The 23,210-nt window shown below is 44.2% G+C and carries 19 protein-coding genes; 6 read left to right on the top strand and 13 right to left on the bottom strand.

From position 1 onward, the window contains the following. Positions 1 to 69: 69 nt before the first annotated feature. From eda to ACO5JD_RS00200, 8 genes are all read right to left on the bottom strand, one after another. Complete coding sequence (gene eda, locus ACO5JD_RS00235) at positions 70 to 738, bottom strand: bifunctional 4-hydroxy-2-oxoglutarate aldolase/2-dehydro-3-deoxy-phosphogluconate aldolase (protein WP_021625944.1); 669 nt, start codon at positions 736 to 738, stop codon at positions 70 to 72. A 117-nt stretch (positions 739 to 855) separates the two neighbouring features. Then, positions 856 to 1,671, bottom strand: coding sequence for an SIS domain-containing protein (locus tag ACO5JD_RS00230; protein WP_156894163.1), 816 nt, complete (start codon positions 1,669 to 1,671; stop codon positions 856 to 858). Beyond that, positions 1,596 to 2,333, bottom strand: coding sequence for a creatininase family protein (locus ACO5JD_RS00225; RefSeq protein WP_021625942.1), 738 nt, complete (start codon positions 2,331 to 2,333; stop codon positions 1,596 to 1,598). Before ACO5JD_RS00225 ends, ACO5JD_RS00230 begins: the two co-directional genes overlap by 76 nt. A gap of 9 nt (positions 2,334 to 2,342) precedes the next feature. Next, a complete protein-coding gene (locus ACO5JD_RS00220; protein WP_484986865.1) occupies positions 2,343 to 3,335 on the bottom strand; it encodes a phosphotriesterase family protein in 993 nt (330 codons plus the stop codon). Between the two features lie 40 nt (positions 3,336 to 3,375). Next, a complete protein-coding gene (gene ulaA, locus ACO5JD_RS00215) occupies positions 3,376 to 4,680 on the bottom strand; it encodes a PTS ascorbate transporter subunit IIC (protein WP_021625940.1) in 1,305 nt (434 codons plus the stop codon). Between the two features lie 12 nt (positions 4,681 to 4,692). Next, a complete protein-coding gene (locus tag ACO5JD_RS00210; RefSeq protein WP_035438466.1) occupies positions 4,693 to 4,968 on the bottom strand; it encodes a PTS sugar transporter subunit IIB in 276 nt (91 codons plus the stop codon). Then, positions 4,965 to 5,402 (bottom strand): PTS sugar transporter subunit IIA, encoded by a 438-nt coding sequence (locus tag ACO5JD_RS00205; RefSeq protein WP_021625938.1) that lies wholly within the window; start codon positions 5,400 to 5,402, stop codon positions 4,965 to 4,967. Before ACO5JD_RS00205 ends, ACO5JD_RS00210 begins: the two co-directional genes overlap by 4 nt. Positions 5,403 to 5,404: 2 nt before the next feature. Then, complete coding sequence (locus ACO5JD_RS00200) at positions 5,405 to 7,456, bottom strand: BglG family transcription antiterminator (RefSeq protein WP_484986863.1); 2,052 nt, start codon at positions 7,454 to 7,456, stop codon at positions 5,405 to 5,407. Between the two features lie 223 nt (positions 7,457 to 7,679). On the opposite strand from ACO5JD_RS00200, the gene ACO5JD_RS00195 reads away from it, so the two are divergent. After that, positions 7,680 to 7,862 carry a helix-turn-helix domain-containing protein gene (locus ACO5JD_RS00195; RefSeq protein WP_484986861.1) on the top strand — a complete coding sequence of 61 codons (183 nt, stop codon included), beginning with the start codon at positions 7,680 to 7,682 and terminating at the stop codon, positions 7,860 to 7,862. Positions 7,863 to 7,883: 21 nt separating this feature from the next. On the opposite strand, the gene ACO5JD_RS00190 is transcribed toward ACO5JD_RS00195, so the two are convergent. Next, positions 7,884 to 8,372, bottom strand: coding sequence for a TetR/AcrR family transcriptional regulator (locus ACO5JD_RS00190; protein ID WP_484986859.1), 489 nt, complete (start codon positions 8,370 to 8,372; stop codon positions 7,884 to 7,886). 254 nt (positions 8,373 to 8,626) lie between these two features. On the opposite strand from ACO5JD_RS00190, the gene ACO5JD_RS00185 reads away from it, so the two are divergent. Beyond that, positions 8,627 to 10,156: a radical SAM protein gene (locus ACO5JD_RS00185; protein ID WP_484986857.1), complete on the top strand. Its 1,530-nt coding sequence runs from the start codon at positions 8,627 to 8,629 to the stop codon at positions 10,154 to 10,156. A gap of 56 nt (positions 10,157 to 10,212) precedes the next feature. Continuing rightward, positions 10,213 to 11,469 carry a methionine adenosyltransferase gene (metK, locus tag ACO5JD_RS00180; RefSeq protein ID WP_484986855.1) on the top strand — a complete coding sequence of 419 codons (1,257 nt, stop codon included), beginning with the start codon at positions 10,213 to 10,215 and terminating at the stop codon, positions 11,467 to 11,469. Between the two features lie 23 nt (positions 11,470 to 11,492). Here metK and ACO5JD_RS00175 read toward each other — a convergent pair whose 3' ends face one another. Together ACO5JD_RS00175 and ACO5JD_RS00170 are read right to left on the bottom strand one after the other, a co-directional pair. Further along, entirely contained in the window at positions 11,493 to 12,053 is a 561-nt protein-coding gene (locus tag ACO5JD_RS00175) for a GNAT family N-acetyltransferase (RefSeq protein WP_484987354.1), read from the bottom strand. 712 nt (positions 12,054 to 12,765) lie between these two features. Further along, the gene (locus tag ACO5JD_RS00170) at positions 12,766 to 14,082 is read right to left on the bottom strand and encodes an ATP-binding protein (RefSeq protein WP_484986853.1); all 1,317 of its coding nucleotides are present in this window, start codon (positions 14,080 to 14,082) and stop codon (positions 12,766 to 12,768) included. A 336-nt stretch (positions 14,083 to 14,418) separates the two neighbouring features. Here ACO5JD_RS00170 and asnA point away from each other — a divergent pair, with 336 nt between their 5' ends. Next, a complete protein-coding gene (gene asnA / locus ACO5JD_RS00165; RefSeq protein WP_484986851.1) occupies positions 14,419 to 15,426 on the top strand; it encodes an aspartate--ammonia ligase in 1,008 nt (335 codons plus the stop codon). 84 nt (positions 15,427 to 15,510) lie between these two features. On the opposite strand, the gene ACO5JD_RS00160 is transcribed toward asnA, so the two are convergent. Continuing rightward, a complete protein-coding gene (locus ACO5JD_RS00160) occupies positions 15,511 to 17,766 on the bottom strand; it encodes a glycogen/starch/alpha-glucan phosphorylase (RefSeq protein ID WP_484986849.1) in 2,256 nt (751 codons plus the stop codon). A 183-nt stretch (positions 17,767 to 17,949) separates the two neighbouring features. Here ACO5JD_RS00160 and ACO5JD_RS00155 point away from each other — a divergent pair, with 183 nt between their 5' ends. Next, positions 17,950 to 18,885 (top strand): AraC family transcriptional regulator, encoded by a 936-nt coding sequence (locus ACO5JD_RS00155; protein WP_484986847.1) that lies wholly within the window; start codon positions 17,950 to 17,952, stop codon positions 18,883 to 18,885. Between the two features lie 309 nt (positions 18,886 to 19,194). Next, positions 19,195 to 21,921: a magnesium-translocating P-type ATPase gene (gene mgtA, locus ACO5JD_RS00150; protein ID WP_484986845.1), complete on the top strand. Its 2,727-nt coding sequence runs from the start codon at positions 19,195 to 19,197 to the stop codon at positions 21,919 to 21,921. Between the two features lie 175 nt (positions 21,922 to 22,096). On the opposite strand, the gene ACO5JD_RS00145 is transcribed toward mgtA, so the two are convergent. Next, positions 22,097 to 23,209 (bottom strand): Cna B-type domain-containing protein, encoded by a 1,113-nt coding sequence (locus tag ACO5JD_RS00145; RefSeq protein WP_286127400.1) that lies wholly within the window; start codon positions 23,207 to 23,209, stop codon positions 22,097 to 22,099. Position 23,210 lies beyond the last annotated feature (1 nt).

Raw genomic sequence — 23,210 nt, 5'->3', positions numbered from 1 at the left:
TTATACTCTCGCAAGATATGTCTCAAACCAAAACTTTTCTCTCCGGTAGTAAAGATCGTTTCCTTTCCGCTAAATAGGCTGGGATTGCCCCTGTGGAACATTTATTGTGCTGCGGACAACCTTCATTGTTTTTGAAGCTAATTCATATACTTCTGAAAAATCGCCGTCACAAAAAGCGCTAGGTTTAACCATCCATGTACCGCCACAAGCAATCACAGCTTCATCTGAAAGATACTCGGCTAAATTATTTAAATTAATTCCTCCTGTTGGCAAAAATCGATGCAATGAAAAAGGTCCACGAAGAGACTGGATTGTTGATAACCCTCCAAACTGCTTTGCTGGGAAGAATTTGGTAACGAAAATACCCATATCTTCAGCATTCATAATCTCACTAGCAGTAAGTGCACCTGGTATAATGGGTATGTTGTGACTGGTACAATACGCAATGATCCCCGAGTTGTAACCAGGACTTACTATATATTTGGCTCCAGCATCAATAGCTTGTTTAGCTTGGCCAATATTCAAAATTGTTCCAGCTCCCACCTCCATATTAGGAAAATTTTTTATCATATTACTGATAACATCCGCCGCAATAGATGTCCTAAAAGTAATTTCCGCAGACGGCATTCCTGCATGAATCAATGCGTCGGCTAACGGTAGCGTATCATTAATATCATTGAGAATGACTGTTGGTATCACTCCAAGAGTTTGAAGTTTTTCATAAAAAATTTCAAACATTTTATCCTCTTTTAGTAATTAAATTTATATATTTAAATAAATAATTAGATCACAGTGAAAAAGTCCATACCTCAAAACAACCATGACGGTATGGACTTAAACCTTATAAACCCATACTCAACTCAGTAATGGAATTTGCTTAGAGTAACGTTCAATGAGTCTCATATTATTTGCCTCGGTATTATCTATGTTACCACTTAAAAATATGGGAACCTCAATATCTTGTCCTGCTAAAAGCTCAATGGCATCCGCAAATACTGAATTTAAAATGAAACACCCTGCAATAGTAGAAGCTGGTGCAAATCGCAAATTTTGTGCTTCAATTTCTAAAGTGGTATCTCCTCTTTCTATAAAATTATCTATGAAAACATCTACAACTTGATTTAACAATTTGCCAGAAGGATGCCTAGATTTAATAGAAAAATACTTTGAAGAGGTGATGCCTATTACAGTTGATCCAACTTTTTTTCCTCTAAGGGCAACATCTATGGGGACAGGATTTCTACCAGAGGTGGAAACTACAATTAAAGTATCCTGTGAGGTAATATTAACGTCGTTAATAAAGGAATTTGCATAGCCAATACGCTTTTCTAGATGAGAAGATCGTACGGCACCTTCATGAAGCATAAGCGATTCTACCAAAATCGGCGAAATATTAGCCAACCCACCAGCTCTAAAAAACGCCTCCTCTGCAAGAATATGAGAATGTCCACAGCCAAATATATAGACAAGTCCTCCGCAACGTATTGACTGCGCTATTGCCGACGCAGCGCTAGAGAATGACGCACCATTAGAATCACAAATTTGATTTAAAATGCTGATAACTTTGTCGAAATATTGTTCGTGAAGCATTATCTTCACTTCCCATTTATAATAACCTGTTCGAATTGAATAATTTGAACTGCTTTCTCTAAGGTATGGTTTACCAACCATTCACCTTTTTCTTTAGTAGCAAACTTTGCATCACCCAATACTGCTGTTTGAGAGAAAGTACTCCACGGTGTCGGCGTATAGTCTGCATCAATTGGTAAAACAGGCTCATCATTAATTGCAAGTGTCATATCGACAGCATCTGGATCAAGATACAACATTAATGATGTCTCTATTTCGCATGCATGAATATATGTATGATGCGCTGAAGGACCTTGACGCACTTCATTTGCAAGTATTTGCAAGTCTGGATAAAACATGTGCACAACCCTCATATCTTTATGAAGATCATACAAGGCACGTGCCCCATCTTTTAGTGCTGTCATATTCCCAAGATGAGAGCTAAATAAAATTAGCAAACGCGAGCCATTATTAAATAGTGATTCTCCTACGCTAACAATTAGTCGTGAAAGGGTATCGTTCGAAACGGAAATGCTTCCAGGAAAGTCCCGAAGACTAAATACTTGACCAAATGGCATGGTAGGAAGAACAAGACCACCTATTCTTTCTGCAAGTAATTGGCTATAAGCATTTGCCAGCCTAATATCCGTATCGAGAGGTAAATGTGGTCCATGAGCTTCAATCGCCCCAAAAGGGAAAATAATGGGGGTATCTGCATGTAATTCAAGGCCAATTGTTTGTGTTGTCAGACTCGCATAGTTCATTATTTCTCACTAATCCTTAAAAGCAAAGCAACGCATAGGATTTGAAACAAAGAATTTTTGAATCAGCGCATTGCCATCAAAGCCGGCGAAGTAAGCTTCATCAATAAAACGAGGGACCCACTTTTCTTTGATATAACTTAAACCAGGCCCAAAATCATAGTGTTTGTAATAGGATCGACGTGCAGTATCTCCGCTTATCAGGATTTGGTCTTCAAAGCCTTCTTTAACTAAATAAAGAATTTCAGCAATTCGCGCACTTTCAGGACCATATTTAATCTTATTAATACCATCAAAAGACACAAAAGCACCAGTCATCGCAATTTGTTTATGGTAATAAGGATCAAGATTCCTATCCATATGCCCAAAGCTTACGAACTCAGGAGAAATACCTTCACACCTAAGGATCTCTATCTGTTCCAAAGCCATTGTTCCATTTTCTGTATGCGCATGAATAGGAGCTTTTGTTTCTAAATGTGCGCGAGCAACAGCACGTATCGTTTTTTCTTCCAATGGAGAGATGCTGTTATATCCAGTACCAAATTTTACTTGTCCAGCCCTATAAGAAGAATCTTCAATTCCCTCTTCCACTTCATGAATGACATAGTCAGCAAGTTCATTAATGCTTCTATCTTCAATCCATTCTGCATATGTCTCGTAGCTACCGAGGATATTTCTTAAACGAGGAGAAAGCTGTGCATCCCAAAGAAATCCTTTATTGAAACCGCCCGTTCCAATAATTTGAACACCAGTTTTGCGACTAATTTCAGCAACATCTTCAATACATCTGCCGTAGTCGATAGCTGTCGCATCAACAATAGTCTTACCACCTAAATTGACAAAATCTTGAACATCTTCACAAGATTTTTCAGGGCAATCTAGTAAAAGGTCATAAGCAGAACGCTCTTGCCAGTGAGCAGGAATACATACGATGTGCTCATGAGAATATGTAAATCCCATTTGCTCAGGAGCTATATCCTCGAATAATGTACGAACAAATGACATGTGATCACCTCAATAACAGAAGAGCCTGGAATCCAGATATTTAAAAAAGGAGTAAAAGTTTAGACAGTAAACCAACTATCGGACCCAGAATAAACATGTCACAATCAGCTGCCCAAAGTGCGGTATCAGGAATTGTTGTTCCAATGAAGAAGGTCACCATTACGTATTGGCCCCAAGCAAGGAGAGTGGCACAGAGAAAACCGCCAAGTAAAGCCCCCCATATACCACCTGTTTTGTTTCCAAAAATACCCGCGACTGCACCATGGAAGAAAAGGGCAATCATAGGAGGCACAAACACATAGCTAACTGAACTACCCAATATAGCCATCCAAATAAGTGCTCCTACAAATGCTCCAAGAAAACCAAAAACAACCGAATTGGGAGCAAAAGTGTAGAGGAAAGGAGCATCGAGCGCTGGCTTTGCACCAGGAACAACTTTCTGGGCAATCCCTTTAAACGCAGGGACAACTTCACCAATAAACATACGGACACCAGTCAATACAACCGCGATACCCGCTGCAAAGGTAAATGATTGGATAAGAACATATACAATAAAATTCTGCGTTCCTGAGCTTGCAACTAAAGCATCAGCTTCAGAAGTATGCTTATTTAAAACTAATATTGCACCAATAAGAAAAAGGACACCCATAGTCAATGCGGTAATGACATTAGAATCACGAAGGAACGCCAATTGCTTGGGAATTTGCAAATCTTCTGCATCTTTCTTTTTTGCACCGAAAAGCTTTCCACCAAAATATCCAAGAATACCAGCACTGCATGAGGTGTGCCCCAACGCAACCGCTTCCATACCAGTTACTTTTTGAACGAGAGGTTGAATAATTGCTGGCTGAAAAGTCCAATAAAGACCAACAATTAAAGAAAGGAAAATTGTAAGAGGCCAAAAGTCAACGTGTCCACCAGTTGCCTGCACCGCAATACCAGCGAAAATTACAGTTACCCAGTACATCATGTGACCCGTCAGATATACATACTTAAATGGAGTAAAACGTGCAAGCAAAATATTTATAACAAAACCGAATGTCATAGCAATAGCAACTGCGCTACCAAACTGATTGGTAAATGTGTCCTGACCCATAAAATTACTAATGGCTGTGGAACCAATTCCAAATACTTGCTGATAAATTGGACTAAAAATACCTAGAGCACCAGTGATTACACTTGAGCCAGCATTAATAATAAGGAATCCAATAATCGCTTTACTCGTCCCAATAATAACTTGACTTACATTCTTTCCTTGTAGCAAAAGTCCTACACAAACTATTGCTCCAAGCATAATAGCGGGAGTACCAAAGATATTATTTGCTATCCAACTAAACACGCCCATAAGATCCTCCCCTTATCCGAGCATTGACTTCACTGCAGCAAAAACTTCTTTTTCATCAAAATAGTTATTTACTATTACGACGGGAGCAGGCGCGCCCCCACTTTCTTCCATCGTGTCAGCTAACTCTTTGCTTGTAACAATAAAATCTGGATGCATACCTTTAGCAGAGGACACATCCATATGTTCTACCTCTGCTTCAACACCTAACTCTTTCAAAACAGACTCAATGGTCATACGCAGAATTAAACTTGTGCCTTGACCGAGTCCACATACTGCTAGAATTTTCAAGACAATTCCCCTTTCAAAATTGCTAATTCCTTTACATTCTCAATTTTGAGAATGTCCTCCACACTTGTTGAATTGACAAAAACGACAATCTTCTTCAATGCCTGAATATGTTCTTCGCCAGAATATGAACTCAAACCAAATACCACGCTAACTGGATCATTTGCGACACACCCAAACACAACTGGTTTTTTTAACGTAACAAGTGAGACGGCAGAACCCAGGGATCCGTCCTCAGGTCTCGCATGAGCAATCGCAATTCCAGGAGCTATAACAAAATATGGCCCATTATCACGGAACGAAGCAAGCATGGCGCTAACATAACTAGGTTCTGCCATCCCCGCATTTACCAGCAACCTGCCGGATTCCTTAATTGCCGCTTGTGGACTTTCTGCAAAAAAATGAAAATGAAGTAAATCTGCTGTAAGAAAATTCATTTTTAGCACTCCAAAATATTCGCATCATTAATTAAGTGAATGAGTTCTTCTGAGGTCGAAGCGCTGAAAATCTTTTTACGTTTTCCTTCATTCTTTAAAACTGAATAAAGGGCTTTCAAAGCGCCTATATGAGAATGATGATCCTTTGAAACGATTCCAATTACCAACCATACTGGGTCATTATGCAAATGCCCAAACGAAACAGGTTTTGAGAGCTTTAGAATACTTATCGCACTTCCAAGAGCTCCTTTTTTTGGATCAGCATGAGGCATTGCTATTCCAGGTGCGATCACCACATACGGACCATTAGCTTCAATATTCGAAACCATAGCGGAAGTATACGATTGGGTGGCTTTGCCTATTTTAACGAGCAGTCTTCCCGACTCTTTAACTGCATCTTGCCAATTATGCGCACAAAAATCTATCTCTACAGCTTTTCTGTCGATAATAAGTTCAAGATGTTGATTATTAGTAATAGAGGAACCGTTATTAATAGAATCGAACCCATAATAAATAGAAGAGTCTTTATGTAATTGCTCACTTACCGTATCTTCGAAGTACTTCTTTTTTGCAACATGATTCACTGAATTATCAATTTTGACACCGCCTGAATGTTCGGATAGCAATGCAGAAATGTTTGCAATGTCGTCATTAGTTAGCAGAGGAGAAACTACGACAACCCTACAAAGCGAGCTTGTAAATGGAACGGTAGATATCACTAAATCGATATCACCTTCATTAATTCGAGACATCGCCCCAGCACTCGAAAATATCCCGATTATTTTAAGATTAAAAAGAGTCTCGATTTTAGCTTTTACTAATAATGAGGTCGATATTCCAGAAGAGCAAACTATTATCACTCTATAGACATTAGGAACTTGCTGACGCCTACGTTCAAGCGCAGCTGCAAAAAAAAGTGTTAAAAACGAAGCCTCATCCATACCAAACTTGGTATTTAAGCCATTCTCTAAAACAGGCATCGCGTTCAATACATGCGAATATATCTCTCCATACTCGTCCTGAATAGAATCTCTTAACGGATTGGGAGTATATTTCTTCTTAAGAGACAATATATATGTCAGCCTAATGTGGTTAAGCAAGCCTACAAAGAGATCATCATCTATCTCAAGTTGATAATTTGGATAATTTTTTGCAACTGCAAAAATGAAATCTCGAGTATAAATGTTACATAATAGCCAGCTATCGTCTCTGTCGATTTCATCTATATGCAGGACACGCGCTTCTGAAAAAAGCTCACTCAGATATTGAATTTCTTCATTAGGTAATTCGTTAGTTTGAAAAATTCTTGAAAGTAATAAACTACTTCCCCGAATTGCTTGATTTATCGAGGAAACATTGTATTTACAAAAGTCATTATCCCCAAGCGACGTAACCGTATGACCTGATGTAAAGCGCAATACAGAAGCTAGCATCAAAAAAACTAACCGATCAACAGCGTCATCTGTATATTCTATGTTTGCAGTATCTTCTAAAAGAAGGACGTAATTTCTCAGAGAGTCTAGATCTTTCAACACGTCAGCTTGTACCGAATAGCATTGATTTTCAGTAAGCTTCTTCGCAAGGTACTCTCGAATTTTCCGCTCATCACCAACGACACAATTACCTTTAAAAGGCTCCGATTCAAGAGTAAATCCATTAGAAAGGAAATCCTCCCGCAAGAAAGACAAGTCTCCCTTTATTGTATTGCGCGACTGGGCAAATTCATTCATTAGTGTGGCAATACTAAAAAACCCAGGCTGACATAGCATCCATTGAGCCAAAAGAGTTCTTCTAGAGTCGCTATATTGAAAACGGATATCTGTATCCTGTATCAATGCATCAAAGCTGACAGGGCAAGAACCTTGAAGGCTTATACAAGCTTTTTTTACAACGACTTGAGCATTACTATGCTGCCTTAATAAATAATTAAGCCGATTAATATCAGAGTAAATTGTCCTCTTGCTAACCATTTGGCTAGAAGCCAAATCCTCAATAGAAATAGGTTGCGTATGAACAAGAAGGGTCTCGTATAGTGTTCTGAGACGACTAAACATTCATCCACCTCCTATATAGTATCTTGTAAATAATGCTATACAGATGAATGAATCATACAAAAGACTATTTGCTTCGACTTTTATGAAAGAAAAGGGTTAAGGCGCAACTCTATGCTAGGAGAAACTCAAATGGATGATCTGGAAAGATACGTCGCAAAGCGATCACAGGAGAACCCATCTTTCGCTGAGACCATGAAAAAAAACCGAGGCAGAATACGAGGTTATGCGGCTCATCGCAAATGCACGAAGCGAAAAAGGCATGACGCAAAAGGAGCTAGCCGCTGCGTGCGGACTCAAACAATCCAACATCTCCCGCCTTGAATGCGGCACCACAAGCCCAACGCTAAAAACACTAGAGCAGCTCGCTGCAGGTCTTGGAAAGAAGTTGCGTATTTCCTTCATATGAGTTGAGCAGAGCGAAGCCTACCTACTCCCTCTCAAACGCAGTTATCAAGGACTGAACAGCAAAATTCTCCGCACGAACAAGCTCGTCAAGGGGAACTTCAGAATCCTGTCCAATCCAAGCTTTATACATGCCCAAAAGTCCAGATACAACAAATGTCACAAGACAAATCTCAAATGGTTTTTCTTTGCCAAACCCATAGGTATCGTCTTCGAGCATGGCATCAATCAGCGGCTTTTCTATAAGCTCAATCACACGTTGTATAGAAATATGCTGAGCAATTCCCGTGAGCACATTGTCATCAAGACCAATCTGCGCGCTCAGCTCTTGTATGAGCGTTGTCTTTTTATTAAAAATATCAGAGCTGCGCAGTATCGAAACAATTCGTGAAGCACTCTCTCGTGCAATCTGATCTATCAATGCTTCAACAGATTCATAATGCACATAGAACGTTTTTCTATCAATATCTGCTTCCTTTGCTATGGCAGTAACACGAATCTTTTCCACTTCCATCTCACTTGCCAGCTTATAGAAAGCATCCCGTATAGCACGGTCCGTCTTCCTATACCTACGATCGCTATGGTCTGACACCTGCTCGTATGGAGACATCCTATCGACCTTCTTACTCTTATCTTCTTACTCAAATTGCAAAAAAGTGTGACTTTATCACCATTTATGAACCAATTGGCAATTGCTCTTCTGTCACGGCAATTATACCCTACAAATATCCGTTAGACCACAGTGGGTAATAAAGGAGAGGGGTACCTATGAAGGCAACAGATCAGGTCAAACGAGCAGCGCTCAACAAAGCTGTCGACTATCTTCTTGAAGATCCTGAGCACAATGCAACAAAACTTCTCGATGCTATTGATAAGATTTTGCCTAGAAGTGTCATGGGTTCTCAGCGAGATTTCATTCGTACGCAGCTTAGTGAGGGAACTGCTGGTCACGGCATTATCAAGCAAGTAATGAATCTCAATCCTGATATGCGCGATCGTCTTGTCCATACTGCCGTTGTTGATGCAACTCTGCTCGCTTGGCAAAAACAAGAAGAAATGCGCGTAAGTGAAAATTGCAATATTCCCTGGGCAATCCTTATGGATCCGACAAGCGCTTGCAATCTCCATTGCGTAGGTTGCTGGGCAGCAGATTACGGAAACCAACTCAATTTGTCCTACGAAGATCTTGACTCTATCGTCTGCCAAGCAAACGAGCTGGGCACTCACTTCTTCCTCTTTACCGGCGGAGAGCCACTTGTTCGCAAGCATGACATCATCAAACTCTGCGAGGCACATCCAGATTCGCTCTTCTCTGCCTTTACAAACGGCACCCTCATTGATGAGCGGTTCTGCCAAGACATGGTACGAGTGGCCAATTTTGTACCCGCAATCTCAATTGAGGGTAATGAGCAAACAACCGATGCCCGCCGTGGACAAGGCACTTTCTCAAAGATCTCAAACGCACTTGAGCTGCTGCGTCAATACAAGCTCCCATTTGGTGCTTCATGTTGCTACACGTCCCAAAATGCCGAGACAATAGGAAGCGAAGCATATGTCGACTGGCTTGCCGAGCAAGGATGTCTCTTTGAATGGATTTTTACCTATATGCCTATCGGTAAATCCGCCCCTGTAGACCTTATGGCAACCGCCAAGCAGCGCGAGGATATGTACCACTTTGTGCGTGAAGTCCGCGCCAAGAAGCCAATTTTTTTGATGGACTTCTGGAATGATGGTGAATATGTTGGTGGCTGCATTGCGGGCGGTCGTCGCTATCTTCACATCAATGCAGCTGGTGATATTGAGCCCTGTGCATTTGCACACTATTCAGACTCCAATATTCATGATACAAAGCTGCTTGATGCTCTCAAGAAGCCTCTTTTTGCTGGTTATCGTGATGCTCAGCCCTTTAACGATGACCTTCTTAGGCCTTGCCCCATGCTCGATAACGCTGGTGCACTTGCCCAGCTTGTCAAAGCCGTTGGTGCAAAATCCACCGATTACACCGCACAGGAAAGCGCCGATGAACTCTGCGCTAAGTGCGCCCCTGCAGCAGAACAATGGGCTCCCGTTGCCCATCGTCTATGGACAGATGAGCAAAGCAACATGCATGAGAAACGTATTAAAATCAATCAAGGTATGGCCAAGAGTGATGCCGACAAGTTTGAACGCTTGGGACGCCCAGGCCGTACAGCGACCGATCCGCAAGAGGTAGATCTCGATACTGCTGATGACAGTTACGAGTCTCTCACGGAATGGCGTGCAGAGAAGTATGACCAGCTTATGACCGCTGAGAAGTAAGCTTTTTGCTTAGCGCCTAGATTTACAAGGCATCTCAGCGCAGAAAGGATCCTTATATGTCTCGCTCGAGCTATCTGTTCACATCTGAATCTGTCACCGAAGGACATCCTGACAAAATAGCAGATCAGATTTCTGATGCTGTCCTTGATGCACTCATCACCAAGGAGTCCAAGCTTGAGTCCCAAGGCTACATTTCCCCTACCGGTGTTCAGGCTCGTGTTGCCAACGTACGTTGTGCTGTCGAAACACTTCTCACTACTGGCACTGTTATTATTGCTGGCGAAGTTCGTACGGCTTCGTATGTAGATGTTCAACAGATAGCTCGCGAGACAATTCGTCGCATAGGATACGACCATGCAGAGTATGGTTTTGATTGCGATACCTGCGGTGTCATGAACATTATTCATGAGCAAAGCCCTGATATCGCACAAGGAGTAGACGGTAGTTTTGCTCGTTCGGAAGAAGACGAAATTTCCCGCATTGGCGCCGGAGACCAGGGCATGATGTTTGGCTATGCCACCGATGAGACAGACGTTCTCATGCCTATGCCTGCTCATCTTGTAAATCGCATGGCAGAACGCCTTGCCAGGGTGCGGAAAGATGGAACTCTTCCCTATCTGAGACCCGATGGAAAAACACAGGTCACCATACGCTATGAGGACGATATCCCCAAAGAGGTAACAGCGGTGGTGGTATCAGCCCAACATGCTGAGAGCGTATCGCTCGAGCAAATTCGTAAAGATATTTATGCGTATGTTATTGTACCTGTGCTAGAAACCTCTGGTCTTATCTGGGATAATCTCAAAACTTATATCAACCCGACGGGCCGTTTTGTTATAGGTGGTCCCACGGGCGATACAGGTCTCACAGGCCGTAAGGTTATTGTTGATAGCTATGGCGGTATGGGGCGACATGGCGGTGGAGCATTTTCTGGCAAAGATTGCACAAAAGTAGACCGTTCTGCAGCGTATGCAGCACGCTGGGTAGCAAAAAACGTAGTGGCTGCGCATCTAGCACACAGATGCGAAGTAGAGCTCGCTTATGCCATTGGTATGCCCGAGCCTGTCTCGATTACGGTAAACACTTTTGGCACGGGGGCCATATCTGACCAGCAAATTGTTGCTGCAATCAAGAAAGTCTTTGACTTGCGCCCTGGAGCTATCATTCGAGATCTCGATCTGCACCGCCCTATTTACGAGAAGACCGCCGCTTATGGACATTTTGGTCGAGAAGACCCCGATTTCACTTGGGAGCGCACTGACCGCATCGATGCCCTACGTGATGCGCTGCATACGACCAGCGCCAGCGCCTAGGCATACAAAAGTAGCGCCACGCATCAACGCTCGCTCTCATACTCTGTTCTAAGAATTGAATACCAAACCTCATCACAGATTCCCTGGTTGTTCACGCCCGCCTTTCGCCATGTGCCCTCATAACTCATTCCGCATTTTTTCATAACTCTTCCCGAGTTTGGATTATGCGAATCATGACAGGCTCTGACACTGGTAGCGTGAACTATGTTGAACAAAAAGCCTATTACAGCGGTAAGGGCTTCAGAGGTAATACCCTGTCTCCACCATTTCCTACCTATGCAATAGCCGATATCAAATGATTCGGTTTTTTCATTTATCCTGACAACGCTGATGCTACCAATAGGTTCATGGATATCTTTCAGCTCGATCGCCCACTGATAATTTGCTGGATCGTTCAATTGACTTACCCAGTTGGCAATAACTGCCCTTGTCACTTCTACACTACTATGAGCAGGCCACGTCAAAAACTTTGTCACCTCAGAATCAGATGCCCAATTCCTGTACATAGGCTCAGCATCTTCTAAGCTGAACGGTCTCAGTACCAAGCGGTCGGTTGTAATTATTTGTGTTCCTTTATGCTGCATCACAAACACCAACCTTCATCAATTGACATTTATTTTCTTCTCCAAATTAGCAGTTCATTATAGTTAGCGTATAAAAAAGTTCCCACAAGATTCTCTGTTTTTTGCATCACACATAAGATGTATTTCCTCCGCATCAATACATGGAAGCGTAGTATCCATATTTGTCATCGTCCTATAATTCAATTACTCACAGATCAACACCAAACGCCACATATCATTTCAAATGGCTCAGCCCTGCTTGCCAAACGCCACGTTCTATTTCAGAAAAAATGTCAAAAGCCACATTCTATTTCAAAGGACCTGACGTTTGTACAGGTAAATTTTTTAGGCATGAAGAGATATGTGGCTTTTGGCTAAAAAAGTGAAGTAGAACGTGGCGTTTGGCATTTGGTATGAAACGTAGTGTGGCTTTTGGTACCCAGCATGAAATGGAACATAGCGTTTGGCGGCTTGCGTGAAATAAAGTGTGGCTTCTGCCATCCAGTTTGCTCCAAAACGTTGCAACCTTAGGTTGCAACGGCAGGCTTTCTACCTGCAGGTTTTACGTATATATGCAGCTAGAAGGCTTACAGAACAATCTGTTGCAACCTGAGGTTGCAACAGATTGAGGCGTAGATACGACGTATAAAAATGCATCCGCCTGTTATAGACAGATGCATTTTCTTACCCGACACATTTACGTGGGAATATTGTTATCCCTTAGAAGCCTTCATTATGAAAGCAACCAGTCAACCAAACTGATGGACTTTATTCCTTCGTAAGAGGAATCCATACCCGTATTCATTGATAAAACGATTTTTTCGTAGTTATCCCCGATTTTTTGTAGGGGAGCAAGCTCTCGATAACGAGTATCTTCGCTGATCATCGACTCCGTTACCTGGATATATATTTTGTCATCTGCCTTTGTTGCAATGAAATCAACTTCTGCGTTAGCTATCTTACCAATCGACACATCATAGCCACGGCGGAGCAACTCAAAGTACACGACGTTTTCTAGTGCGTGCCCATTATCCCGATCCCTAAAACCAAGCAAATAGTTCCTCAACCCGATATCCGCGATATAGTACTTACCAAGCGTTCGCAGGTATTCTTTTCCTTTGATATCAAATCGCTTGATATCGTAAAAGAAATAAGACTCAAGTAAGGCATTCACATAGTTTTGAACCGTATGTACGCTCGGCTTTCCTTTTTGTCTACTATCTTTAAGCAATCCTTCATTTACCAAAACATTGCCGATCTTAGAAACAGATATATTGCTGCCGATGTTATCAGCTAGGAACATAACAATTTTTCTCAACAGAATAGGATCCGTAATATGTTTTTGTCCCCTGCGATTTTCTCTCTCAAGAATATCTCTCATAACTACGGTTGAGTAGATACCCTCTAGCAATACCAACGCTTTTTCCTGATCTAAACCAACATCGGCAATTCCTGGCATACCACCAAGCCTCATATACGTATCAAAAACTTCGCGAAGTTCATACCGCTCCCCGCTTTTGTCATATACCCGTTTTCGAATACCTCCTAATGCACTTTTGCTTTCAGTGACTTCAAAGTCATGAAAATACAGAAATTCAGAAAAAGAAAGCGGCAATACTTTTACTTCCACATACCTGCCTGATAAATAGGTGGCGTATTCCGAAGAGAGCATATATGCATTTGAGCCAGTAATATAGATATCGCAGTTAAAATCAACACGAAAGGAGTTGATCGCATCTTCCCACTTTGAAACGTGCTGAGGCTCATCAAAGAAAAGGTACATTCTTTTATCTTTTACAATGCGGTTTTTAACATAGTCATATAGGTCGTCACTACACATGTTTCTAAACGTATACGACTCAAAATTCATTTCAAGAATTTGATCTTCATTGATACCTTTTTTCCGCAGATAATTGGCCATTAATTTAAGAAGTGTGGACTTACCACATCGACGAATACCAGTAACCACTTTTACTGGTTCCGTATCTTGAAAAGCTATTAGCTTATTTAAATAGAGATTCCTTTTTTTGAGCTCATGAGTATCAATCATTCTGCGCCCCTCCTTGCTATTCGAGAATAGCATAAACTTGTAATAAATAAAAGTTTTTGCACTTAAATGCAATTATTTGTTCGCATAACTATTTTTATGCACTTAATAGATATTAAAAAATAAGCTATGCCAACTAAAACTAGGGTATAAAAGGTATATACCAAGGAGAAAATAATTCATCCAGATGAATTTCTAGCACCTACAGTGGTATGTATACATCCTGAAAACACTCGTATAGGTATCTATAAGAATAGAACGTTGTAGTTGTAGAGTTCTTCGATGGTTGAGCTCAGCTAGAGATGGCTGTGCCTTAACGCCAAGAAAGGAAATATACATATGGCCTTGTACCTGCCTGAACATTACGACCCACATATGAGCGTTCGCGAAACCGAAGACGCAATCAAATATATCCGCGATACTTTTCAGCGCGAGATGGACCGTGAGATGCATCTGTCGCGTGTCTCGGCGCCACTTTTTGTCGAGCAGAGCTCGGGCCTCAATGACAACCTTAACGGCACCGAGCGACCCGTTGCCTTTGATTTGCCTTGGAAAGCAGGCGAAGCCATCGAAGTTGTGCACTCTCTCGCAAAATGGAAGCGTATGGCACTGGGCAAATATGGTTACCAGCCTCATGAAGGTATCTATACCAATATGAACGCTATTCGCCGCGACGAAGAGCTAGATAATCTCCATTCCTGCTATGTTGACCAGTGGGACTGGGAGCGTGTTATCACGCATGAGGAGCGCACCGCAGAGACCTTGTGTGCAACGGCATCTGAGGTTTTTCACATTATCAAACACATGCAACACGAGGTGTGGTACAAGTACCCCGAAGCGTTCTATCACTTGCCATCTGAGATGCACTTTGTCGACAGCGAAGAACTGCTACAGCGCTACCCCGACCTATCTCCTCGTGAGCGCGAGGAGATCATTTGTCGCCAGTATGGCTGCGTGTTTTTGATGCGCATCGGCGAGAAGCTCTCCTCAGGCGAGCCCCATGATGGCCGCGCACCTGACTACGATGATTGGCAACTCAATGGCGACATTCTCTTTTGGTATGAGCCTTTAAAGCGTGCACTCGAGATTTCGAGCATGGGCATCCGTGTTGATGCGGCATCTCTGCGCTCCCAATTGGAAAAAGCAGGCTGCCCTGAGAGAGCAGAACTCCCCTATCACCGCATGGTACTTAATAATGAACTGCCCTACACCATCGGCGGCGGCATAGGACAGTCACGTTTGTGCATGTTGTTGCTGGGCCGTGTGCATGTAGGCGAAGTGCAGGCAAGCATTTGGCCTGACGATATGGTGGCCGCCTGCGAAGCACACAACGTGCATTTGTTGTAAGTATGCACGGCTGTAGATCGTAAGCAAAACGCTTTGCTTATCTTTGTCTTGGTCTACAGCCGTGATATCTCACACATAAATGATTTACAGATTCCAAATATCTTCTTGGTACTGCGCAATGGTACGGTCTGAGGAGAAATAACCTGCTTTACCAATATTCACTAGTGCTTTTTGTGCCCACGCACGTTGATTTTGTGCATCTTTCAATACACGATCTTTAACTTGGCAATAGCTCTCAAAGTCAGGGAAAGTCATAAACCAGTCCTTGCCAATAAGCTCATTGCGCAGGCGTTGCAAATTGTTCTCGTCGCCCTTCTCAAGCATCTCTGGACCCACAAGGAAGTCGACAGCAGCCTTAATATCCTCATTGCTTTCGTAATAGGTCCGAGGGTTATAGTCGCCACGAGCATAACGAGCAATTACCTCATCTGAACTCTCACCAAAGCAATAGATGTTCTCCTTACCCACGAGCTCAGCAATCTCAACATTAGCGCCATCCATAGTGCCCAGAGTAAGCGCGCCATTGAGCATAAATTTCATATTGCCCGTGCCTGAGGCCTCCTTTGAAGCAAGGCTTATCTGCTCGGAAATATCGGCTGCAGGGATGAGTTTTTCGGCAGCAGTAACGTTGTAGTTTTCAATCATCACTACCTGTAGATACTTATTGGCAACAGGATCATTTGCTACCACCTCACCAAAACTCAAAATGGCATGAATGATGTCTTTGGCAATCACATAGGCAGGTGCCGCCTTGGCACCAAAAATCATTGTCACCTTGTGGTCAGGCAACTCACCTGCACAGATGCGCTGGTACTGCCTAATACCCCACAACAAATTGAGCTGCTGGCGCTTGTACTCGTGCAAACGCTTTGACTGCACATCAAAAATCGAGTCAGGATCAATTTCGGTTCCTTGGTGCGCACGCATCCATGTAGCAAATCGCTGCTTATTTTCTTTTTTGATATCAATGAGCTGCTCAAGGAATACTTCATCATGTGCATAGGCAAGCAGATCCTCCAACTGGGCCGCATCCTTCTTCCATCCCTCTCCTAGCCTTGATGACACTAATGCGGCAAGACTGGGATTGCATGAGACCATCCAACGACGGAAGGTAATACCATTTGTTTTGTTGTTAAATTTCTTGGGATAAAGCTTATGGAAGGGCGCAAGCTCAGACTCTTTGAGAATCTTGGTATGAGGTGCGGCAACTCCATTGACCGAGTGTGAAAAATGGATATCGAGGTTTGCCATATGCACGTTGTGCCACCCGTCGATAATCCGAACAAAGGGACCATCAGAACGTTTGGCAGCCTGTGCATCAAGCTCTTTGATAATGGGTACAAGCTGGGGCACAACTTCCTCTAGATAGTGCAGAGGCCAAGTCTCCAGTGCTTCAGCAAGGATGGTATGGTTGGTATACGCGCACACATCTTGCACGATACTAATAGCTTCATTCATAGCAATACCGTGGTCTTGGAGCAAACGAATAAGCTCAGGTATCACCATGGTGGGATGAGTATCGTTAATCTGAACCGCAGCGTAATCTGCAAGATCATGCAGGTTGCTACCACGCTCAATACACTCGTCAAGCATGAGCTGCGCGGCATTGCTCACCATAAAATACTCTTGGTATACCCGCAATATACGTCCCGCTTCGTCAGAGTCGTCAGGATAAAGGAAAAGTGTGAGGTTTTTCTCTACCTGTCTCTTATCAAAAACGATACGATTTTTTATCTGACGCTCATCTACACTATCGATATCAAAAAGACGAAGGCGACCGCACTTGGAGTCATAGCCAGTCACGTCCATATCGTAGAGCGTAGAGGTCACAGAAAAATTGCCAAATTGCACCGTATAGTGGCGCGCAGACCGGCTCATCCAGCTCTCTTGACCCCAGGTAAGCCAAGTATCGGGAGTTTCGTATTGTTTGTTTGCCGAGAAGCTTTGCTTGAAAAGACCACAATGATAAGCAAGACCCACACCATCTGCGGGAAGACCCAAAGTTGCGCAAGAATCCATAAAGCAAGCAGCAAGTCGGCCAAGACCTCCATTACCCAGTGATGGCTCATGCTCAAACTCTTCCAACTCACCAATGCACTTTCCTGCAGCAGCGAGCTCGTTTTTAATATCCTTATACAAGCCAAGATTGATGAGATTGTTGCTTAAAAGCTTTCCGATAAGAAATTCTGCCGAGATATAGTAGAGCTTCTTTTTGCCCTCGTTGTAGCCGCGTTCGGCGCAGGCATCCTTGGTAAGCTTGAGCAATGCATTAAATAGCTCGAGATTAGTGCAAACGTTAAGAGGCTTATCTAAATAAGCTGCAAGTGAATACGTAGACACAAAAAATCCCTTCTCAAGAAGCTCAAAAGTTTTTGAGACAAAACTTCTATGGCTGTCGTATGCCAAACTTACTTTTTGCTAACTGAACTATATGAGCATTGATATGCTTTATTCTTGCACCAATACAGCAAATACTTGTACGATACGAGCATATCCTGTATTTTGCGGAAAGATTGGGCTGGCATGAAGTTTGATGAGTATGCGCAATATCGAGAAACCCAAGTACACGAACAGCCAGGATTTCCTTACAACACCTATCTCTGCACAATTCCCCTAGATTTTGATAGTGTGGCGCCGCATTGGCATGACCAAATGGAAATTATTTATGTCAAAAAGGGACAGGGTTTTGTCTCGCTTGGCTTTGAGCGACATCCTGTATGCGCTGGCTCTATTGTGATAGTGCCGCCAGGCGAGATTCACGCCATAGAAGGCGACGGCAGCACGCGTATGGAATACGAAAATATAATTTTTTCTCTCTCCATCTTGGGCGGCAGCAACGAAGATGTTTGGTTTAAACACAATATCCTAGAGCCACTCCGAACAAATTCCATCAGCTTGCCTTATCCCCTGCCTACGGAAGGAAAGATGTATGCCGAGGTCAAAGCGGCTCTTGATGCATCTGACCGAGCCTGCGAAAAGCGTTTGTCAGGGTATTCTCTAATCGTGAGAAGCAATCTTATCTTGATGCTTCATGCGCTTTTTATCTATGGGGATATCCAGCGCCCTGCAAATAAAAAAGCATCATCCGCGCATATCAAAAATGTACTCATCTATTTGAGGGAACATTATGACGAACCGCTCAGCATTGAAGATGCTGCCAATATAGCGGGCTACAGCAAAGCGCATCTCATGCGCAGTTTCAAACAGGAAACGGGACAAAGTTTTGTGTCGTATCTCACTGACTACCGACTAACAGCCGCTAGCCACCTTCTGCGACGTACCCAGGAACCCGTCACTACTATTGCAGCCAGTTGCGGTTTTGAGAGCCTTTCTTACTTTATACGCAAATTCAAGGCACGGTATGGAACCTCTCCTGGCTCTTATCGCAAACAACGAAGTGACGCGGAGGGAGCAACAAGCAAGCTATCATCTCAACTTGCCCCCGACTCACGAGCGTGATACCGTGAGCATATACAAAGCTGCAGTCGGGAGACTGCGACCTGCAAGGAGGCGAACCATGGAATATGTCCCATTATGCGAGGACCACAATGCCGCGTTACCGCCGTTGTGCACATGGCAAAGTCCTCGCACTGAGTTTGCTTAAACATCAAATATGTCCCAGCTGGACGATTTGATGGGGCTTTCCTGTACACAAGACAGTACGCGACGTGATTCTTTGGGATCTCGCCGCGCGGCTAGCTGGCCTTCGTACGTCGGAGGTGCAGATATTCCTGTACCGCTTTTCCTCGACACGCGAAGGAGGCAGTTATGTCTGCTATCACTACCAAGAAAAACTTTCGTTCTGAACTAGGCCGCGAGGTTGCTTTTGCCGCGCGTCACGATGCGGGGCGCACGCTCACACGACTAATGTCCACACGCAATGGACTCGCAGCAGATATTGCCCAAGCAAAACTTGATCTGCTGGGTACCAATGAACTCACGCCTGCACATGTGGCATCGCCTGCACGAAGACTCTTTGATGCCTTTGTAAGTCCATTTACGTTGATTTTGCTAGCGTTGGCTGCGATTTCTCTCTACACCGAGGTCATTGCTGCGGCGCCCGAATCACGCGACCCTTCCACTGTAATCATCATCGGCATGATGGTGCTGATTTCAGGTGTTTTGGGCTATGTCCAAGAAGCAAAGAGTGACCGTGCAGCAGCAGGTCTGCGCACGATGGTCACTTCAACATGCTCAGTCACACGCCGCGATCCTGAGACAGATGAACCACAAACCAGCGAAATCCCTATTGCACAGGTTGCTGTGGGTGATGTAGTAAATCTTGCCGCAGGCGATATCATCCCAGGTGATGCACGTGTTGTGAGCGCCAAAGATCTTTTTGTAGCGCAGGCTGCACTCACTGGCGAGTCCGAACCTGTGGAAAAGACGCCTGACGCAGTCCACACACCGCGCATGCGCTCGGGTCGCCGCCGTCCGCTGACTATTGCTGACTGCAGCAACATTTTGTTTGCGGGTACCACGGTGCAAAGCGGCAGTGCTACAGCAGTAGTTGTTGCAACAGGAGACAACACCTACCTTGGTCGCATGGCCGAGACTCTCGCTGAAACTCCTGCAAAAACAGCCTTTGACCAAGGTATTGAGGATGTCTCACGCGTGCTCGTCAGGTTCATGGCAGTTATGTGCCCCTTTGTTTTGCTTGTCAACGGGCTAACCAAGGGCGATTGGCCAGCTGCACTGTTATTTGCGCTGTCAATTGCAGTGGGCATTACACCGCAGATGTTGCCCGTCATTGTTACCACCTGTCTGGCACGTGGTGCCACCGAAATGAGTCGCCGCGATGTCATCGTCAAGGGTCTAGGTTCTATCCAAAATCTTGGTGCAGCAGATGTACTGTGCTGCGATAAAACGGGAACACTCACCGAAAACCGTGTCATTCTCGAGCGCCACTTAGATGTAACTGGACGTGATGACAACGACGTTCTGCGGTTTGCATATCTCAATAGTTCGCTACAAACAGGACTTGTTAATCTCATCGACCAAGCAGTAATTGACGCTACACGCGAGCTTGAGGCAGCCGATCCTCGCCTATCAGTACTGGATAGTCGCTACGAAAAAATTGATGAGATTCCTTTTGATTTTGAACGTCGTCGCATGAGCGTAGTGGTACGCGAAAAGGCAACGGGGCTAACCGATATTGTGACAAAAGGCGCTGTTGAAGAAGTACTGTCTATCTGCAGCTTTGTGCGTTATCACGGCGAGGAGCTACCACTCAGCGGGGATCTAGTACGCAAAGTAGAAGCCGAGGCAACGCGTCTAGGCGACGAGGGGTTGCGTGTGATTGCTGTAGCACGACGCTCTCATCAATTGCCAATGGGTGCGTTTTCGGTAGCGGATGAAAGCAAAATGACTCTTGTTGGCTACCTAGCTTTTTTGGATCCGCCCAAGGCTGGAGCGGCTGAGGCAATCGCACGTCTAGAGGCGAGTGGCGTAGCAGTCAAAGTACTTACTGGCGACGCCGAGCGTGTGGCTGCTGCTGTATGTAAAAAAGTCGGCATTGATGTGCAAGACACACTAACGGGCGCTGATGTTGATGAACTAAGTGATGAGAAGCTAGCTGCACGCACCGAGAACTGCAGACTTTTTGCCAAACTCTCTCCTCTCCAGAAAGCCCGTGTGGTACGAGTGTTGCGCGAGCAGGGTCACACCGTCGGTTTTTTGGGTGACGGCATCAATGACGCGGCGGCAATGCGTGCAAGCGATGTAGGTATTTCTGTTGATACCGCTGTGGATGTAGCAAAAGAGACAGCAAATATCATTTTGCTCAAGAAAGATCTCATGGTACTCGACCGTGGAATTGAGGAGGGGCGCCGCACCTACGTCAATACCATCAAATACGTAAAGATGACTGCCGCATCGAACTTTGGAAACGTGCTATCCGTAATGGTAGCAAGCGTGGCTTTACCTTTCTTGCCAATGACATCACTTCAGTTGTTGCTGCTGGGTTTGGCTTATACGCTCGCGGCGGCAGCGCTGCCTTGGGATCGTGTAGACGAAGAGCTACTGCAAGCTCCACAGCGTTGGGATGCGGGGTCAATTACCAAATTTATGGTGTGGATTGGGCCTACAAGCTCAGTGTTTGATTTGCTGACCTACGCATTGTTGTTCTGGGTGGTGTGTCCCGCTGTTGCAGGTAGCACTTGGAATATAGCAGCTACGGGAATGTTTGTTGCAGCATTCCAGACTGGTTGGTTTGTTGAGTCGATGTGGAGTCAGACGCTGGTCATGCATGCCCTTCGCACTGAAAAGCTACCTTTCATAGAGAGCCGTGCTTCTTGGTCTCTCTCACTGCTAACAGCTTTGGGCGTGTTGCTTGTAACAGTAATGCCCTACATTCCGACAGTTGCCAAGGCCTTGGGTTTAATACCACTACCTGCAAGCACGCTACCTTTGCTCTTAGGTGTAATTGTCGGCTATCTCGTGTTGGTTGCTTTAGCAAAAAAGCTTTATATCCGCAAGTTTGGCCGCCTGTTATAGCGGCAGATTTAGCCGTCTTGAGCACCAGCACATACATATTTGCAGGCTGAGCCTCCGCCACTATTAAGTGATGGAGGCTCAGACATATTCACTGCAATCTATGCAATCCGTTAAAGCAAAACACCCTAGCGCGAAAGCACCAAGGTGTTCTGACCAACCTAACTAACTATATTTACTACATTTGTTCACGCTTGCGATGCAACTCTGACGCAACAATCGCTAGCAAACCTGCAGCAAATAATGCGGCTGTAGCTCCAGCCTCATCCCCTGTCTGTGGAAGCTTCTTGACCACACGCTTGACGATTTTCTTCGTAGATTTTTCTGCCTTGGGTTGCGAAGGCTTTTTAGGTTCAGGAGCCTTGGGAATCTCAGGTGTGTTGGGTTTTGGCTTTTCTGGTATATCAGACTGAGGATTATCTGGTGTATCGGGCTTAGGCTCATCCGGTTTCTTGGTATTAATTACCGTAAAGCCATGCTCAGCATCACCAGTAATGGCTGTAGCATAATCATCAAGCTCATCTTCTACGACAGTGTAGACAATCAACTCACCATCCTCATACTTTGGTAAGTCGCTGAACTCGCCTTTCCAAGCATTATCTTGGGATAACTCGAGCTTTTGATTGGTAACTTCTCCGTTAGCACACAGGCGAATTGTTACCTTATGAGCAGGATCTCCAACCCACTTCTTCTCGACAGAGATAGAGGTCTTTTCAATTTCGTGAGTGTTGGTGATATTGGCACCAGAAATCTCAGTGGCATAGCCATCTACTGCATCTTCGCTGATGCTGTAGGTGATTTCCTTACCTGTGACGGGGTCATACTTGGGAAGGTTTTTAAACTCCCATTTCCATTGCCCTTCAGGACTTACTTCCATGTGAGTCTTTTCAGTGTTATCAGCAAGCAAGCGAACGATAATCTTTTTGGGGCGCATACCATCACGGTTATTATCATCATCCCAAGTCTTAGAGCCAGCAATGTTGACGGTCTCTTTGTTGGTATTGGTGATGGTAAAGCCCTTGACAGCACAGCCGGTAACAGCTGTGGTGTACTTATCCGCATCAACACCAGAAACTTCAGCTTCTGTCACCTTGTAGGCAATCTTAGAGCCATCAGCGTTGTACTTGGGAAGACCATCAAAGGAACCAGACCAACCATTGTCCTCAGATAGGGTGAGAGTCTTGCCACTGTCGTTGCCGTCAGCTAAAAGCTTAACGGTGACAGAGTCACCTTTGGGGCCAATCCAAGTCTTGGTGACGGGGTTATATAAGAAGCAAGATCGGACACCTATT

Source organism: Olegusella sp., assembly GCF_057238325.1.
The sequence above is the reverse complement of the archived record's forward strand: the minus strand, read 5'-3'. Positions and strand labels throughout refer to the sequence as shown.